Source organism: Plantactinospora sp. CNZ320 (assembly GCF_002846275.1).
Window position 1 is genome coordinate 7,633,063 of sequence record NZ_PJMP01000001.1, and the last position, 15,973, is coordinate 7,649,035.

Sequence of the window (15,973 nt, forward strand, 5' to 3'; positions counted from 1 at the left end):
CTTCCACGCGCGCCGCGCCGAAGCGGCACCGGGGAGGGACGCCGTGCCCGTGGATTCACCGGACGACCAATCGTCGAGCCTCGCCGGGCCGACCATCACGCTGCCCAAGGGTGGTGGTGCGATTCGCGGGATCGGCGAGAAGTTCAACGCCGACGTCGCCACCGGAACCGGCACCTTCTCCGTTCCACTGGCCGCGTCCGAGGGGCGCTCCGGCTTCGTGCCACGGCTGTCGCTGAGCTACGGCAGCACCCAGGCGGTCGTCACCAGTTCGGGGCAGAACGACCCGGGCCTGTTCGAGGCGAACCTGCACGACGAGCGGTACCTGCCGTTCGAGCACGCCGGTGTGGTCAGCACCTGGCAACTCCAGTTGCCGGCCAACCCCGGTGCCGGCGAACCGACCTCGTTCGACTACGACACCATCAGCGACGTGGTGCTGCACATCCGGTACACCGCTCGGGAGGGCGGCGAGGTGCTGCGGGGCCAGGCGATCGCCGACCTGAAGGAGCGCATCGCGGCCGCGCGGGCGGTCGGATCGGCGCGCCTGTTCTCGCTGCGGTACGACTTCCCCGACGCCTGGTCGTCGTTCCAGGCCGCACCCCCGGTCGACGGGGCCCGGCCGTTGCGGATCCGTCTCACGCCGCGCCACTTCCCGTACTGGAGCAGGTCGCTCGACGGCCCGCCCACGGTTCGTGCCGCCCGCCTGCTGGCCCGTGCCGCCGGTGACGTCAGGGTCGCCGCGTCGACCGGCAACCCGGCGGAGAGCACCGACAACCTCGGCAGTTACCTCGGCGACCTCAAGGGGACGGCGCTGACCAGGGCTCCCGTTCCGCCCTTCGACGGCGAGTGGTCGGTACGGGTCTTCGACGGCGGTGAACCGATCACCGACGCCTGGCTGATAGTCGAGGGGGAGCCGAGGCGTAGCGGAAGTCGGCGTGGCGGCTTCAGGCTTTCCGGCTGGGCGGCCGGTCCAGGGCCGGCAGTCCGGTGCGGTCGAACTCGGCGAACGGCCGGTCCAGGTCGTCGTCGGGGACCACGACGAGTCGCAGGTCGGGCAGTTCGGGGGCGGGTGTCCGGCACCGGCCCGGGTGTAGGACCGTGTCGATGCCGACCAGCCGGGCGACCGCCTGACACATCGGGCAGGGCCGGCAGGACGAGACGAGTACGGCGCCCGCCAGGTCCCGCCGTCCGGTACGGGTACACGCGTCCCGGACGGCGGCCACCTCGGCGTGTGCGGTGGGATCGTTGTCCCGCAGTACCGTGTTGACCCCCTCGCCCAGCACGGTGTCGCCGGAGACGACGAACGCCGCGTACGGGCGCTGGCCGAGGCGGGCGTTCTCGATCGCGGCCGTTACCGCTAGGCGGACGAGCCGACGGGCCTGCGGGTTCAGGTCCACGCCACCGGATCCGGCGCCGGTTCGTCGGCCGGCGGAAACGATCCGCCGAAGGCCGGCCAGACGGCTCGCATGAGATCGAACGACAGCGCGGTGGTGGGAAGCGCGAGCGCGAGGTCGTCGGCCTCGCGCAGCGCCGCGCGCATGTCCTTGAGCAGGATGTCGAGCCCGTTGCCGTTGGACTCCCACCATTCCCGGACGTGTGGCCAGTTCCGGGCCACCCAGCTGTCGGCGACGGAGTGCCGGAAGATGCCCTCCAGAGCCGCGTGGTCGATCCCGTACGCCGAGCCGAGCCGGAACGCCTCGAACAGGCCCATCATGTTCACGCCGTAGATCAGCTGCACCGCCAGCTTCGCCGCCTGCGCCACGTCCGGACGGTCGGAGACCACGAACGTGCGGGAGCCGGCGGCCGTGAACAGGGGCTCGCAGTCGCGTACCGCGTCCGGGGCGCCGGACACCATGAAGGTCAGGGTGCCCGCCTCCGCCCCCCACGGCCCACCGCTGAGCGCGGCGCTGACCGGCCGCAGACCGGCCGAGGTGAGCCGATCGGCGACCACCCGTGCGGTGGCCGGCGAGATGGTGCTGGCCAGCACGACCGGCAGTCCCGGGCGGGCGACCTTGGCGATCTCCTCGGCGACCGCCTCGACCTGGTCTCCGGTGCGCACCACCACCAGGATCGCGGTTCGCGCCGCCTCGGCCGCCGTGCTGACGTCCGACGCCGGTGTCACACCCTGCCGCTGTGCCGCCGCGACCGAGTCGGGCGCGACGTCGTAACCGAGCACCTGGTAGCCGGCGCGTACCAGGTTGGCGGCGATGCCCACTCCCATCGCGCCGAGCCCGATCACGCCGACACTGCGTTCGTCCACGCTGTTCATCCCTTCACCGCCCCACCCACGCTGTCGACGAAGCGACGCTGCGCGATGAGGAAGAAGACCACCGGCGGAATAGTGAAGATCACGGTGGCGGCCATGACCACGTGCCAGGGGGTCTCGTAGACGCCGAAGAACGAGGCGATCCCGACGCCGCCGACCCAGTTGTCGTTCTGCGAGACGATGATCCGGGCGAACAGGAACTCCTGCCACGCCCAGGTGAAGGAGAAGGCGGCGGCGGCCGCGACCCCCGGCAACGCCACCGGGATGGTGATCCGCCGCAGGACGCTCAGCCGACCGCACCCGTCGACCATCGCGGCCTCCTCCAACTCCGGCGGCACGGTGCGGACGGTGGCCGACAGCATCCAGGTGACCACCGGCAGGGTGAAGACGATGTTGCCGAGGATCACCGCGAGCAGCGTGTCGAAGAGCCCGAACGCGGTGACGAGGGAGAACAGCGGCACCATCAGGACGACCGGCGGCACCATCTGGCTGGCCAGGATGAGCAGCGTGGTGGCGGTCACCGCGCGGGTGCGGAACCGGGCGATCGCGTACGCGGCCCCGGCGCCGAGCACGAGCGAGACCACGGTGCTCGTGATCGCGACGATCGCCGAGTTGCGCAACCAGATCAGGATCTCCCCGTCCCGGCTGGCGGCCCGGAAACCGTCGAGGTTGAACGAGGCGGGGTCGATCTTCGGTGGAGACGAGAACCGGAGCGCCTCCGGTTGCAGGGCCTGGATCAACATCCAGACGAACGGGAACACGGCCGCGAGCGCGAGTACCCAGGTGAGCACGGTGAGCGCCGTCGAGCCCAGCCGTCTCGCGCCACCGCGACGCCTCGCGGCACCGTGACCTCCTGCGCTGCCGCTACCTCCTGCGCCGCCGCTTCGGACGCTAGTCGTCACCATCGTTGGCCGCCCTTCGGTAGACCACGGTCAGCACGAGTGCGATCGCGAGCGTGACCATGCCGATCGCGGTGGCGCTGTGCAGGTCGAACTGGTTGAACCCCTTGAGGTAGGTCAGCAGCACCAGCGTCTCCGTCGCGCCGCCCGGTCCACCGCCGGTGGTCAGGAAGATGACCATGAAGGCTCGGCCGAAGGTCCAGAGGGTGAGCAGCAGGGTGACCGCCCGGGTGGTGAACCGCAGTCCGGGCAGCGTCACGTGCAGGAACCGCCGCCACACGCTCGCCCCGTCGATCGCCGCCGACTCGTACAGCTCCTTGGGGATGGCCTGCATGCCGGCGAGCAGCATGATGGCCGCGAGTGGTGCGGTCTTCCAGATCTCGATGACGGAGACGGTGGCGAGCGCCAGATTGGAGCTGAACGGGTTGGGCATGCCGTCGCCGCCCAGCGCGTCGATGCCGTACGTGATGACGCCGTACTGGGAGTCGAGCATCCAGCGCCAGATCAGTGCCGTGGCCACGAACGGCATCGCCCACGGCATGATGAACATCGAACGGAGCACCGCCACGCCACGGACCTTGCGGTTGAGCAGCAGCGCGGTGCCCATGCCGACGGCCAGGCTGCCGCCGACCACCGCCACCGTGTAGATCAGCGACACGAACGCCGCGTGGTGGAAGCGGCCGTCGGTGATCAGGTCGAGGTAGTTGCTTGCGGTGAAGCTCGACTCCTCGGTGGATAGGCTCATTCCGAGGGCCTGCCACAGCGGCCAGAGGAACAGCACCGCCATGGCCAGGAAGGTCGGCAGCAGGAAGGCGGCGGCGGTCCGGCGGCGGCGGCGTACCGGGTCCGTGCGGGGGCGCCGCTTGGCACCCGCCGCCGTACCCGGTGGTGACGGCGGCGGTGCCGTTGGCCTGGTCGTGGTCTGCACCATGGTTCAGGATCCGCTTATGATCTTGGTGAGATCGGCCTGCAGCGTGCCGGCCGCCTCGACGGCCGGCCGGCCGGAGAGCAGCATCTGCTGGTAGTTGCGGGTGACCGCGTCCTGGATCTGCGGCGCGTCCGACTCGTTGCCGGCCGGCGCGAGCGACTCCGCCTGCGGCACCGCCTCGATCATCGTGCGGAACCACGGATTGGCCTCCAGGAAGCCGGCCGGAATCATGTCCGGTCGCGCCGGCACCTGCCAGGACATCTCGATGAGCTTCTGCTGCCACTCCTGCTCCAGCACCTTGAGGATCACCTTCGCGGCGGCCTCCTTGTCGGTGGCCTTCTTGGGGATCGCCAGGAACCCGTTGGCGGCGGTGGTGCGCGGTGAGCCGAAGGGCATCGGTACGGCGTCGAAGTCGTCGAACTTCGTCGGGTTCTTCGACTTCACGATCGACATGACGAACGCACCGCAGACGATGGTGGCCACCTTGCCCTGGGCGAAGCCCTCCCGGTACTCCACCTCGGTCTGGCCGGCCGGGATGAGGTCCTCGGCGTGCAGCTTCTCGATGTAGCGCAGCGCCTCGACGGTCTGCGGTGAGGTGGCGGTCGCCTTGCCGTCCTTGACGAAGTCGCCGCCGAAGCTCTTCACGATCGGGGTCAGCTCACCGTACGTCGGGAAGGCGGCCGCGGACGCGGACATCGTGGCGAAGCCGAACTGCTGGGCCGACTTGTCCCGCAGCTTCCTGGCCATCTCGTAGAGCTCCTCGGGCGTGGTCGGCGGCTTCAGGCCGTACTTCTGCAACAGGCCGCGGTTGACGAAGAGCACCCGGGGGTTGGACACGTAGATGACGCCGTAGATCTTCCCGTCCTTGCCCTTGGCCATCTGGCCCGGCGGGATGAAGCTGTCCAGGTTGTAGCCGGCTTTCTCCAGCCACGGGTCGAGCGGTTCCAGCAGCCCCGCGTCGGCCCAGGCCCGCATCTGCGGGTCGAAGGGCGTGACCAGGTCGGGCGGGCTGCCGGCGGAGAGCAGGGTGAACATTTTGTCCTGGTACTCGCCGCCGGGTACCACCTCGTCGGTGAGGCGCAGGTCGGGGTTCTCCGCGTCGAACTCGGCCTTCAACGCCTTCCAGAAGGGTGCGTTGTCGGGTGTTCCCCAGACCCAGTTGGGAAAGTCGACCCGACCGTCACCGGACACGGACCCACCGGTCCCGCCGCCACTGTCGACGGCACAACCGGACAGCGCGGCAAACAGTGTTAGCGCCACAAGCCCCCGTGCGGCGTGAGTAATTCGCATGAGCAGGCACCGCCCGTCTCGCAGGACCGGCTCTTCGCCGATCACGTTGATGCGTTGACCGAGGATTGTGCGCCTACCCACACAAGCTGTCAAGCGAATGTTCTGGTCTTGAACTGGCCTAGATGCCTCGCTGGGTAGGGTTTCGATCGGTGTACATAACATTCTCCTCACATATTGACATGCTCTCGGGGCGATGTGACCCTGAAGGGCAGCCGAGCCGGCTCCACCCCGTCGCCGACCTCCTCCGCCCGACCCGCCGCACCGACTGCGGGCGGCGGACCCGAAGCGGCGGACCCCAGGCGGCGACCATCCAGCCCGTCCACACGCACCGGAGGTACCAGCAATGCGCCGATCAGAGCGCGTCCAGCAGTTTCACGACAAGGTCCGTTCCGGACGGGCCCTGATCGGCGCGGGCGCGGGCACCGGGCTCTCGGCCAAGTGCGCCGAGATGGCTGGTGTCGACTTCATCGTCATCTACAACGCCGGCCGGTTCCGGATGGCGGGCCGGGGTTCGATGGCCGGCATGATGCCGTACGGCAACGCCAACGACATCGTCGTGGAGATGTCCGCCGAGGTGCTCCCGGTCGTCGCGCACACCCCCGTGCTGGCCGGGGTGTGCGCGACCGACCCCTTCAAGAACATCCCGCTCTTCCTGCGGCAACTCGCCGAACTCGGGTTCGCCGGCGTGCAGAACTTCCCGTCGGTGTGCCTGCTCGACGGCTCGGCCCGGGCCGACCTCGAGGCGACCGGTTACGGGTTCGACAAGGAGGTCGAGATGGTCCGGACCGCGCGCGGGATGGAACTGCTGACCGCGACCTACGTGCGGACGACCGACGAGGCCCGCGCGATGGCAGCGGCCGGCGCCGACATCGTCGTCGCGCACGTCGGGCTGACCGCCGCCGGGCTGATCGGCGCCCGCGACGCCATGTCGCTGGAGGTGGCCGCCGAGCGGACCGCCGCCATCCACGACGCCGCCACAAGCGTCCGCGACGACGTGCTGGTGGTCTGCCACGGCGGGCCGATCGCCACCCCCGAAGATGCCCGCGACGTACTCCGGCTGGTGCCCGGCGCCGCCGGTTTCCTCGGCGCGTCGAGCATGGAACGGATTCCGGCCGAGCGCGCACTGATCGAGACGATGCGGCAGTTCACCGAGGTACCGGTAGGGCGCGGGTCACCGGTCGACGCGATCCTGGACGGCCAGGCCCGGCAGAGCGGAGTGGTGGCATGAGACTGCACCGCGAGGCGGACCTGCTCGCCGACCCCACGCCGGTACCCGAACCGGAACGCTTCTTCGGTCCGGCCTACAGCGCGGCCATCCAGAGCGGTACGCCGAGCAAGGTGACCACCGCGCTGATCCGGATGGCGCCGCACACCCGTGGCCACTGGCACCGGCACGCCGACGGCCAGGTCATCCACGTCGTGGCCGGTTCCGGTTACGTCGGCCGGCGGGACGCCGAACCACTGGAGATCACCGCCGGCGACACCGTGTGGATCGAGCCGGGCGAGGAACACTGGCACGGCGCCTCCGAGACCGGCCTCGCCCAGCTCGCCTTCTCGCTCGGCCCGATCACCTGGCTGGAGCCGAGCAAGTGAGCTACGACGCCGCACCCGGCCACGAGGTAGGCGTCGCCGCGCCGAGCTACGAACAGCTCGCCGAGGCGCTGGTCGGGCTCGCCGCACGGCCGCTGCCGGACGAGGTGACGCGGGCGGCCGGCCGGACACTCTTCAACGTCCTGACCGTCGCGCTCGGTGCCGCCGGTACGCCCGAGGTGTCCCGGCTCGCCGCTGCGCTCGCCGCGCCGGACGGTGTACCGGCCGCCCCGGGGATCGAGACGCTGGCCGGCGAGGCGGACGCCGCACTGTTGACTGGGTTCGCCGCCCACCTCGACGACTACGACGACACCCATCTGCGTACCGTCATCCACCCGGGAGCCGCCGGCCTCGGCGCGGCGTGGGCGGTGAGCCACTCCGCCCGCCGGACCGGACCCGAGTTGCTTGCCGCGTACGCCGTCGGCGCCGAGTTCCAGCTCCGGCTGGGCAACGCGGTCAGCCCGGAGCACTACGACCGGGGTTGGCACATCACCGGCACCTGTGGAGTGCTCGGCGCGGCCGTCACCGCGGGACTGCTCCTCGGGCTTGCGCCGGACCGGCTGGCCGACACGCTGCGGCTCGCCTCGGTGCAGATGCTCGGGCACCGGGAGGCGTTCGGCACCGAGGTCAAGCCATTCCACCCGGGCAGGGCGGCGGCCAACGGCGTGATCGCCGCTCGGCGGGCGGCGACCAGCAGCTACGGCACCCCTGTCGGCATCGGCCCCCTGCTGGGCGCGCTCGCCCCGGACCGGTCCGACCCGGCCGAACTGCTCGACGGGCTCGGCGAGCGGTGGGAGCTGCTCGCCAACACGTTCAAGCCGTACCCCTGCGGCATCGTCGCCCATCCCGGAATCGACGCCGCCATCCAGGCGCACGCCGCCGGGATCGTCCCGACGAGGGTCGTCGCGGTGGACTACCGCTGCCACCCGCTGGTGCCCGAACTGATGGGGCGCAGGACGCCCCGAACCGGGCTGGAGACCCGGTTCTCGGCGGTACACGGCGTTGCCGCCGGCCTGGCGACCGGCGCGGGCGGGCTGGCGCAGTTCAGCGACGCGGCGGCCGTGGACCCCACCCTGACCGCGCTGCGTGGCCGGGTCACCCTGCGGCCGTCGGAGACGATCGCCCGGAACGCCGCGGCGCTGGAGATTGAGACGGACGACGGCCGGACCGTCGAGGTCGTCGTGACACACGCCCGGGGCAGCCTGGACCGGCCGTTGACCGACGAGGAACTCGTGGACAAGGCGGAGGCGCTCGTTCCCGGCCGGGCACGGGCGATCTGGGACGGGGTACGCCGCCTCCGGGCGCCGGAAAGCCCGGGAAGCCTGCCGGAGCTGCTCGCGGGCGACCGGATCGAGGTGGGGCGATGACCACCGCCGCGCTCGTCTCGTTCGTCGCCGAAGCACCGGTGCCGCCGGAGGTGGCCACGGTCGCCGAGGCGTACTGCGCGGAACCGTCGACAGTGGACCGACACGGTGATCCGGTCGGCTTCTGGGTCGTCTGCGCGCTGCTGTCGCACGGTGCGGACCGCAGCACGCTCGTGGACGCCACCGCCGTCGGCCTGGAGGTCGCGCTCCGCATCCGGGGCGGCCTGCACGGAAAACTCGCCGGAGGCTGGGACGCGTACTGCCCGGCGGTGTCGATCGGGGTGGCGGCGGGAGTCGCCCGGCTCGATGGTCTGGCCGCCTCGGCCGTCGCCCGTGCGCTCGCGATCGCCGCCACCCAGGCCGGCGGCCTGGCCGAGTGCGTCGGCACCCCGCTGGGCGAGTTCCAGCACCAGCGGGCCGCCGAGAACGGGCGCCAGGCGGCAGTCCTCGCCCGTGCCGGCATGACCGCCCCGGCCGCGCCGTTGGAGGGCCGCCGGGGACTGTTTCCGGTGATGGCGCCCGGCGCCGATCCGTCCACAGTGGTCGACCGGCTTGGCCGGCACTGGCTCCTCGCCGACCGCTCGACCGGAACCGGTGGAGGCTCCACGAGCGGTGCGGTCGGGTACGCCCGGGAGGTGCTGCCGTGACCGCCCCCGGCTCCGTACTCGCCGCCCGGGTCCACCCGGCGACGACCGCGCTGCTGCTCATCGACTTCAGCAACGACTTCGTCGATCCGGCCGGCAAGGCCGCGGTGGCCGGTGGCCGGGACGTCCGTCCCGCCCAGCGGGTGCTACCCGCCGCGGCCCGCCTCGCCAGGGCGGCGCGACGTGCCGGCGTACCCGTGATCCATGTCCTGCACACCACGCTGCCCGGCGGTGCCAGCGACTCGCCGGCCTGGCGGGACGCGCGGTCCCGGGCGGCGTACTCGGCTCCCGACATCTGCCTCGCCGGCACCTGGGGCCAGCAGGCGGTGGCGGCGCTCGCCCCCGAGCCCGGTGATCACGTCGTGCAGAAGTACCGGTACGGCGGCTTCACCGGCACCAGTCTGGAACTGGTGCTGCGCAGTCTCGGCCGGCAGAGCGTGATCTGCTGCGGCGTCTCCACGAACGTCTGTGTGGACACCACCGTGCGGGAGGCGTTCGCCCGGGACTTCTTCACCACGATCGCCGCCGACGCGTGCGCCTCCTGGGACATGGACCTGCACACCGCCGCGCTGGCGACCGCCGGCAAGCGGTTCGCCGTAGTCGCCGACGTCGACGACATCCTCGCCAGCTGGACCGAAACCGACAACGCCACCTCAGGAGCCGCCGCATGATCGCCGAACTGCGTTTCTACACAATCACGCCGGGGCACGGCGAGGAGCTGTTCGAGGAGTTCACCTCGGTTTCCCTGAAGCTCTTCGCCAAGCACGGCATCACCGCGTACGGCCCGTGGCGCCGGGAGCTGACCAAGGGCGAGCAACTGGTGTACGTGCTGGAGTTCGCCGACGAACAGGACCGCAGCGAGCGCTGGTCGGCGTTCCGCGCGGATCCGCAGTGGCAGGCGGTCCTCCGGGCCCGTGCCGAGGCCGAGCCGCACATCGCCGGCAGCGAGATCCTGCAGCTGACCCGATGATGCGTAGCCACGGACAGCCCGACCACCAGATGATCACACTCACCAGATGGTGCGGCCCCGGGGAAGCGCCCCGACCGCACCCGTTGCAGCGCACGGAGGTGACCGCCCGATGACGGCGTCAATCGGTTTCATCGGCCTCGGGGCGATGGGCCTCGGCATGGCGACGAACCTGGTCCGGGGCGGCCACCCGGTGTACGGGTACGACCCGGCGCCGGAGCGCCGCGCACTGGCCTCGGCGGCCGGGATCATCGTCGTCGACTCGCCGGCCGAGGCCGCCCGACAGGCCTCCGAGACGGTCTTCTCCGTCGTACGCGACGCCGCGCAGACCCGCGCCGTGCTGCTCGGCGACGGTGGTGTGGCCAGCGCCGGCGGGCCGCGTACCGCCGTGGTGTGCAGCACGCTCGACCCCACCACCATGCGTGAACTGGCCGGCGAACTCGCCGCCCACGGGGTGACGGCGGTCGACGCCACCATGTCCGGCGCGCCGTGGGGGGCCGAGGCGGGCACCCTGACCCTGATGGTTGCCGCTCCGGCCGACGTCTTCGCGCGACTGCGCCCGACCCTCGACCTGATGGGCAGCAACATCTTCCACGTCGGTGAGCGGGTCGGCACCGCGCAGGCGACCAAGCTCGCCGTGCAGCTCACCTTCGGCATCAACATGATGGGGGTCTTCGAGGCCATCCGGCTGGTCGACGGCCACCAGGTGGGCGAGGAACAACTGATGGCCATGCTCTCGGTGAGCGTCGGCCGCAGTTGGGTGGTGGAGAACTGGCCGAGGGTGAAGCCGTGGTGGGAGCGGTACGTCGCCGGCGAGGACCTCGACATCCTGCTCAAGGATCTCCGCTCGGCGCTGCGCGAGGCCGACGCCGAACTCCTGCCGCTGCCGGTGACGGCGCTGTCGTTCCAGTTGATGCGGCACGTCTGGCCGGCCTGGTCGGCACTGCGGGAACAGGAGACGTCGTGACCGAATCGGTCGCCGTCTGCGCCGACGGCACCCGGCTCGCGGTCACCGTGCAGGGCAGCGGACCGGCGCTGCTGTTCCTGCACGAGGTCGCCGGTGACCAGCGCGACTGGGCCGCCCAGGTGGATCGGTTCGCCGACCGGTACACCTGCGTGCGGTACAACGCGCGTGGCTACCCGCCGTCCGACGTGCCCACCGACCCGGCCCGGTACGGCCAGGACATCGCGGTGACCGATGCGCTGGCCGTACTCGACCACCTCGACATCGAGGCCGCGCACCTGGTCGGCCTCTCCATGGGCGGCTTCTGCGCGCTGCACCTGGCGATGTCGCACCCGACCCGCTGCCTGAGCGTGACAGTGGCCGGTGCCGGCTACGGTTCGGCACCCCACCAGCGGGACGGTTTCGCCGCCGAGGCGCGCGCCGCGGCCGACCTCTTCCGGCGCGATGCCGGCGCGGCGGCACTGGCCTACCGGGACGGGCCGACGAGGTTGCAGCTCAAACGCAAGAACCCCGAGGCGTGGCACCGGTTCGGCACCCGGCTGGCCGGCCACGATCCGGTCGGCATGTCGCTGACGTTCGCCCGGGTACTCGCCCGGCGGCCGTCGCTCTACGATCTCCGGGAGCCACTGTCCCGGGTGGCGGTGCCGGTGCTGCTCGTGGTCGGCGACGAGGACGACGGCTGTCTCGACGTCAACCTGATGCTCAAACGGATCATGCCCACCGCCGCGTTGTGCGTACTGCCGCGGACCGGACACACGATCAACATCGAGGAGCCGGCGGCGTTCAACGACGCGCTGGCGGCCTTTCTCGGATCCGTCGGCCGGGGCGAATGGCAGCCACGCGACCCCGGCACGCTCGGGCGGGGCCTGGTCGGGATGACACCGGGAGGAGAGACGTGAGTAGGCCGCTGCTGATCCGCGACGCGCGGCTGCTCGACCGGGACGACCGGGTCGACATCCGCGTCACCGGCGGCCGGATCGAGAGCATCGAACCGGCCGCCGACGGCCGCCCGGAGGGGGTGGGGACCGTCATCGACGCCGACGGCGGCCTGGTGACACCTGCGTTCGTCGAGCCGCACCTGCACATCGACAAGGCGTTCACCTATCCGAGCCTGCCCCCACCCGTGGCCGGGCCGCTGGTCCGGCGCGCCTCGACCCGGACCCGGCAGGTGAAGGCCGGATACACCCGCGAGGACCTGATCGCGCGCGCCACCCGGGCGTTCAGGCTGGCCGTCGGACACGGGGTGGGCACCATCCGCGCCCACGTCGACGTCGACCCGGTCGGCGGGCTCACCGCGCTGACCGCGATGACGGAACTGCGCGAGCGGTACGCCGGGATACTGGACATCCAGCTCGTGGCGTTCCCGCAACAGCCGATAGTGCGGGACACCCGCGCCCGGGACCTGCTGCGTACCGCGCTCGCCGAGGGTGCCGACGTGCTGGCCGGGGCGCCCGACGTCGAGCACCCCGAGGACCGGGCCGCGCACCTGGAGGTCGTGCTCGCGCTCGCCGGTGAGGCCGGGGTGCCGCTGGACGTGCACTGTGACTACAGCTACGACCCGGGGCAGCGCGCCCTGGAACGGCTGGCCCGGCGCACCGTCGAGCTGGGCCTGGTGGGCCGGGTCCGGGCCGGGCACTGCTGCGCGCTGGACGCGTACGACGAGAAGACCGCCGAGGACGTCATCACCGCCGTACTGGCGGCCGGTATCCACATCTGTGTCTGTCCACTCGGAAACCAGCTCCTGGTCGGCGACGAGATCCCGCCCCTGGGCAGGGGCACGTCCCGGCTGCGCACGCTGATCGAGCGTGGCGTCGAGGTCTGTGCCGGCGGCGACAACGTGCACGACATGTGGTTTCCGTTCGGGCGGCTCGATCCGGCCGAGGTGGCGATGGCGACGGTGCTGGCCGCGCAGTTGCGGGTACCCGAGCAGATCCGGCAGGCGTTCGACATGGTCACTGTCGGGGCGGCCCGCTACGTCGGCGTACCGGCCGAGGGTGTCCGGGTCGGCGCGGTGGCCGACCTCGTGGTGTTCTCCGCCGGTTCGCTCGTCGACATCCTGCGCAACGCGCCCGGCCGGCGCACCACTCTCAAGCGGGGCCGGGTGGTCGGCGGTGCGGAGTCCCGCGTGTGGGCCGATGGCCCCGGCGGCTGAGGCGCGACGATCACGGGGTCAGCACGACCCGGGGGCCGGACGGCATGGTGCGCGCGGTCTTCGCCAGCGCGTCCGCCACGGCCGAGGTCGCCGGCAGGTCGGCGACACCGGCGTTGAGCCGAAGGAACCGGTCGTGGCCGGGGCGCAGGTAGAACGGATCGCTGGCTGCCAGCAGGAAGCCGCAGCCGGCGGTTTCCGCCACCATTTCGCCCGCGCCCCAGCGCGACGGCATCGGCAGCCACAGGTGCAACCCGTCCGGTCCGACGGTCGGGGAGATCGCACCGCCGGTCTGGTCGTGGATGAGGCTGCCGAGGGTACGCCGCCGGTGCTCGTAGGCCCGCTTGGCGCCGTCGAGTACCCGATCGGTCTCCGGATCGGCGAGCAGCGCGGCGAGGGCGCGCTGCGCGAGCCGTGGCGTCCAACCGTCGGCGTACGTCTTGGCGAGCGTCAGCCGGGTGCGCAGTTCCTCGCCGGTCACCACCGCCGACAGCCGCAGGTCCGGGGCGAGGCTCTTGGAGAAGCTCCGCACGTAGACGACCCGCTCCCGGAGTCGTGGGTCGGACACCAGGCTGCCCGGGCGGGACGACGCGGCCTCCGCGAAGTGGTCGTCCTCGACGATCCAGACCGACGGGTGCGCCACCAGCACCTCCGCGAGGGCCGCGCGGCGCTCGGCGGTCCAGCTCACGCCGGTCGGGCTCTGCGCCCGTGGGGTGAACAGCGCCACCCGGGCTCCGCCGGCGATCGCCTCCTCCAGTGCCTCCGGACGCGCCCCCGCCTCGTCCATCGCCATGCCGACCAGGGCGACCCCGCCACGTTCGAACGTGTCCATCGCGGTCTGGTATCCGGGCTCCTCGACCGCGGCGTAGACCTGGTCCCGGCCACCCTCGCTGCGCAGCAGCTCGGTGACCAGCGCCAGGACCTGCTGGGTGGAGCTGGTCACCAGGATGTCGTCCGGATCCGCCTCGATCCCGTCGCGCCGCAGCCGGGGCAACAACTGCGCGACGAGCGTCGGATCCGGTTCGAGGTGGGTCGGGTACTGCAGGTCGGCGGCGGTCAGGGTGTCGGCGGCGGCGTGCCAGGCCCGCCTGAGCGTCGACGTCGGCAGCATCGCCGGGTCGGGACCGCCGCGCATCAGGTCGACGGCACCGGGGAACGCCGCCCGCAGCCGACTCTCTGCGAGGGCGAGGGCGCCCCGTCGCCAGGCCAGGGTGGGCAGCGAGGCGTGTCGCGGCGGTCGCCCGGTGCGCGCCCCGTCGCGGTCGGCGCCGCGCAGGGCGGTGGCCGCCGGCGCGGCGCCGGCCAGCTTGGTGACGAACGTGCCCCGGCCCACCTCGCCGCTGACCAGTCCCTCGGTGCGCAGCTGGGTGTAGGTGCTCATCACCGTGGTGACGCTGACCTGGAGCAGCTCGGCGAGATCCCGCACCGTCGGCATCCGGTGACCCGCCGGGAGGTCACCGGCGCGGATGGCTTCGCTGAGTACGTTCGCCAACCGCTCGTACAGGGGGCGGCCGTCGTCGACCTGCCGTACCGCCCGAGCCCGTTCCCACACCCCATCTGCCATGCGAATATTCTACGAACAAATCGTTCCAGAGGCGAAATGACAAGGGAGTACAGTCTTGGCCGTTGTCGTACTGGTCGGTGCCCTCGACACCAAGGGCGAGGAGTACGCGCTGGCCGCGCGCCTGCTCAGGGAGGGCGGGCACACCCCACTGCTGATCGACGTCGGCGTACGGGACGAACCGACCGTACCGCCGGACATCCCGCGCGAGCAGGTCTGCGCCGCCGCTGGGGCGACCCTGGCCGAGGTCCGCGCGATGCCCGATCGGTCGGCCAGCCTCACGGTCATGGCTGGCGGCCTCGGCCACGTCCTGCGTGACCTGCACCGGTCCGGGCGACTCGACGCCGCCCTCGCGATGGGCGGCTCCGGCGCGCTGACGACCGCCGCACCCGGATTCCGCACCCTGCCCCTGGGCGTGCCGAAGGTCGTCGTCAGCACGATGGCCGCCAGTGACATGTCAGCCGTGATCGGCGCGAGTGACCTGGTCGTGCTGCCTGCCGTCGTCGACATCTCCGGGATCAACCGGCTGACCCGCTTCGTCATCGAACGCGCGGTGGCGGTCACCGTGGCGATGCTCGGGGTGTCGATCCAGACCCACCGGGCCGGCGCCAGGGTGGTCGCGCTCTCCATGCTGGGCGTGACCACCGACGGCGTCTCGGCCATCCGTCGGCGACTGTCGGCGGCCGGCTACGAGACGATCGTCTTCCACGCCAACGGTGCCGGGGGTCGATCCCTGGAGACCCTGGCCGGCAGCGGCTGGGTCGACGCCGTCGCCGACATCACCACCGCCGAGATCGCCAGCCAGCTCGTCGGCGGTACCGCAGCCGCCGGCCCGGACCGGCTGCGCGCCGCCGGCAGCAGCGGCCTGCCACAGGTCGTCTCGATCGGCGGGTGCGACCTGGCGATCTTCGGCGCGCTCGACCAGGTACCCGAGCGCTACCGCCACCGGGTGCTGTACCAGCACGGTCCCCACGCCACGCTGATGCGCACCTCGGTGCAGGAGTGCCGCCAGATCGGCGCGGAGATCGGGGCCAAGCTGGCAGCCGCGCGCGGACCGGTACGGGTGATCCTGCCAACGGCCGGATTGTCCACCCTGTCGGTGCCGGGCGGGCCGTTCCACGCGCCGGACGCCGATCGCGCGTTGCGTCAGGCGCTGTTCGACCAGCTGCCCGCCGACGTGCCGCGCGTCGAGGTCGACGGCTCGGTCAACGACGACACCTTCGCCGCGACCGCCTCGATGCTGATAGCGGAACTGCTCGACGGCCGGCACGACCGACGACCAGGCCACTGACGCCGGGCTGACGATCGGACCGGCATCGGACTGGCCCGGGCTGACGCAGGGTTGGCCGTCGGC

General features: G+C 71.8%; 17 protein-coding genes and 1 pseudogene. 11 read left to right on the top strand and 7 right to left on the bottom strand.

Annotation, left to right across the window (positions count from 1 at the left end):
• Nucleotides 1-49: 49 nt before the first annotated feature.
• Nucleotides 50-394, top strand: a pseudogene (locus tag CLT71_RS38435) (Tc toxin subunit A-related protein); the annotation flags it as partial.
• A gap of 14 nt (nt 395-408) precedes the next feature.
• On the opposite strand, the gene CLT71_RS37650 reads toward CLT71_RS38435, so the two are convergent.
• From CLT71_RS37650 to CLT71_RS34210, 6 genes are all read right to left on the bottom strand, one after another.
• Nucleotides 409-771: a hypothetical protein gene (locus CLT71_RS37650; RefSeq protein WP_101370732.1), complete on the bottom strand. Its 363-nt coding sequence runs from the start codon at nt 769-771 to the stop codon at nt 409-411.
• A 170-nt stretch (nt 772-941) separates the two neighbouring features.
• Nucleotides 942-1,394 carry a nucleoside deaminase gene (locus CLT71_RS34190; protein WP_101370733.1) on the bottom strand — a complete coding sequence of 151 codons (453 nt, stop codon included), beginning with the start codon at nt 1,392-1,394 and terminating at the stop codon, nt 942-944.
• Nucleotides 1,385-2,257, bottom strand: a complete 873-nt coding sequence (locus CLT71_RS34195) for an NAD(P)-dependent oxidoreductase (protein WP_158242365.1) — start codon at nt 2,255-2,257, stop codon at nt 1,385-1,387. The genes CLT71_RS34190 and CLT71_RS34195 overlap by 10 nt, the downstream gene beginning before the upstream one ends.
• A 5-nt stretch (nt 2,258-2,262) precedes the next feature.
• Nucleotides 2,263-3,054, bottom strand: a complete 792-nt coding sequence (locus CLT71_RS34200; RefSeq protein WP_158242366.1) for a carbohydrate ABC transporter permease — start codon at nt 3,052-3,054, stop codon at nt 2,263-2,265.
• A 100-nt stretch (nt 3,055-3,154) separates the two neighbouring features.
• Nucleotides 3,155-4,093: a carbohydrate ABC transporter permease gene (locus tag CLT71_RS34205; RefSeq protein WP_101370736.1), complete on the bottom strand. Its 939-nt coding sequence runs from the start codon at nt 4,091-4,093 to the stop codon at nt 3,155-3,157.
• Between the two features lie 3 nt (nt 4,094-4,096).
• Nucleotides 4,097-5,281, bottom strand: a complete 1,185-nt coding sequence (locus CLT71_RS34210; protein WP_158242367.1) for an ABC transporter substrate-binding protein — start codon at nt 5,279-5,281, stop codon at nt 4,097-4,099.
• A gap of 442 nt (nt 5,282-5,723) precedes the next feature.
• Here CLT71_RS34210 and CLT71_RS34215 point away from each other — a divergent pair, with 442 nt between their 5' ends.
• From CLT71_RS34215 to CLT71_RS34255, 9 genes are all read left to right on the top strand, one after another.
• A complete protein-coding gene (locus tag CLT71_RS34215; protein ID WP_101370738.1) occupies nt 5,724-6,608 on the top strand; it encodes a phosphoenolpyruvate hydrolase family protein in 885 nt (294 codons plus the stop codon).
• The gene (locus CLT71_RS37655) at nt 6,605-6,973 is read left to right on the top strand and encodes a cupin domain-containing protein (protein ID WP_199187811.1); all 369 of its coding nucleotides are present in this window, start codon (nt 6,605-6,607) and stop codon (nt 6,971-6,973) included. Before CLT71_RS34215 ends, CLT71_RS37655 begins: the two co-directional genes overlap by 4 nt.
• Nucleotides 6,970-8,337 carry an MmgE/PrpD family protein gene (locus tag CLT71_RS34225; RefSeq protein ID WP_158242368.1) on the top strand — a complete coding sequence of 456 codons (1,368 nt, stop codon included), beginning with the start codon at nt 6,970-6,972 and terminating at the stop codon, nt 8,335-8,337. The genes CLT71_RS37655 and CLT71_RS34225 overlap by 4 nt, the downstream gene beginning before the upstream one ends.
• The gene (locus CLT71_RS34230) at nt 8,334-8,981 is read left to right on the top strand and encodes an MmgE/PrpD family protein (RefSeq protein ID WP_101370740.1); all 648 of its coding nucleotides are present in this window, start codon (nt 8,334-8,336) and stop codon (nt 8,979-8,981) included. Before CLT71_RS34225 ends, CLT71_RS34230 begins: the two co-directional genes overlap by 4 nt.
• Nucleotides 8,978-9,649 (top strand): cysteine hydrolase family protein, encoded by a 672-nt coding sequence (locus CLT71_RS34235; RefSeq protein ID WP_158242369.1) that lies wholly within the window; start codon nt 8,978-8,980, stop codon nt 9,647-9,649. The genes CLT71_RS34230 and CLT71_RS34235 overlap by 4 nt, the downstream gene beginning before the upstream one ends.
• A complete protein-coding gene (locus tag CLT71_RS34240; protein ID WP_101370741.1) occupies nt 9,646-9,948 on the top strand; it encodes an NIPSNAP family protein in 303 nt (100 codons plus the stop codon). The genes CLT71_RS34235 and CLT71_RS34240 overlap by 4 nt, the downstream gene beginning before the upstream one ends.
• A 109-nt stretch (nt 9,949-10,057) precedes the next feature.
• Nucleotides 10,058-10,912 carry an NAD(P)-dependent oxidoreductase gene (locus CLT71_RS34245; RefSeq protein WP_158242370.1) on the top strand — a complete coding sequence of 285 codons (855 nt, stop codon included), beginning with the start codon at nt 10,058-10,060 and terminating at the stop codon, nt 10,910-10,912.
• A complete protein-coding gene (locus CLT71_RS34250) occupies nt 10,909-11,808 on the top strand; it encodes an alpha/beta fold hydrolase (protein WP_101370743.1) in 900 nt (299 codons plus the stop codon). The genes CLT71_RS34245 and CLT71_RS34250 overlap by 4 nt, the downstream gene beginning before the upstream one ends.
• Entirely contained in the window at nt 11,805-13,061 is a 1,257-nt protein-coding gene (locus CLT71_RS34255) for an amidohydrolase family protein (protein WP_158242371.1), read from the top strand. The genes CLT71_RS34250 and CLT71_RS34255 overlap by 4 nt, the downstream gene beginning before the upstream one ends.
• Before the next feature lie 10 nt (nt 13,062-13,071).
• On the opposite strand, the gene CLT71_RS34260 is transcribed toward CLT71_RS34255, so the two are convergent.
• Entirely contained in the window at nt 13,072-14,622 is a 1,551-nt protein-coding gene (locus CLT71_RS34260; RefSeq protein ID WP_101370745.1) for an aminotransferase-like domain-containing protein, read from the bottom strand.
• Between the two features lie 55 nt (nt 14,623-14,677).
• Here CLT71_RS34260 and CLT71_RS34265 point away from each other — a divergent pair, with 55 nt between their 5' ends.
• The gene (locus tag CLT71_RS34265; RefSeq protein ID WP_101370746.1) at nt 14,678-15,910 is read left to right on the top strand and encodes a Tm-1-like ATP-binding domain-containing protein; all 1,233 of its coding nucleotides are present in this window, start codon (nt 14,678-14,680) and stop codon (nt 15,908-15,910) included.
• Nucleotides 15,911-15,973 lie beyond the last annotated feature (63 nt).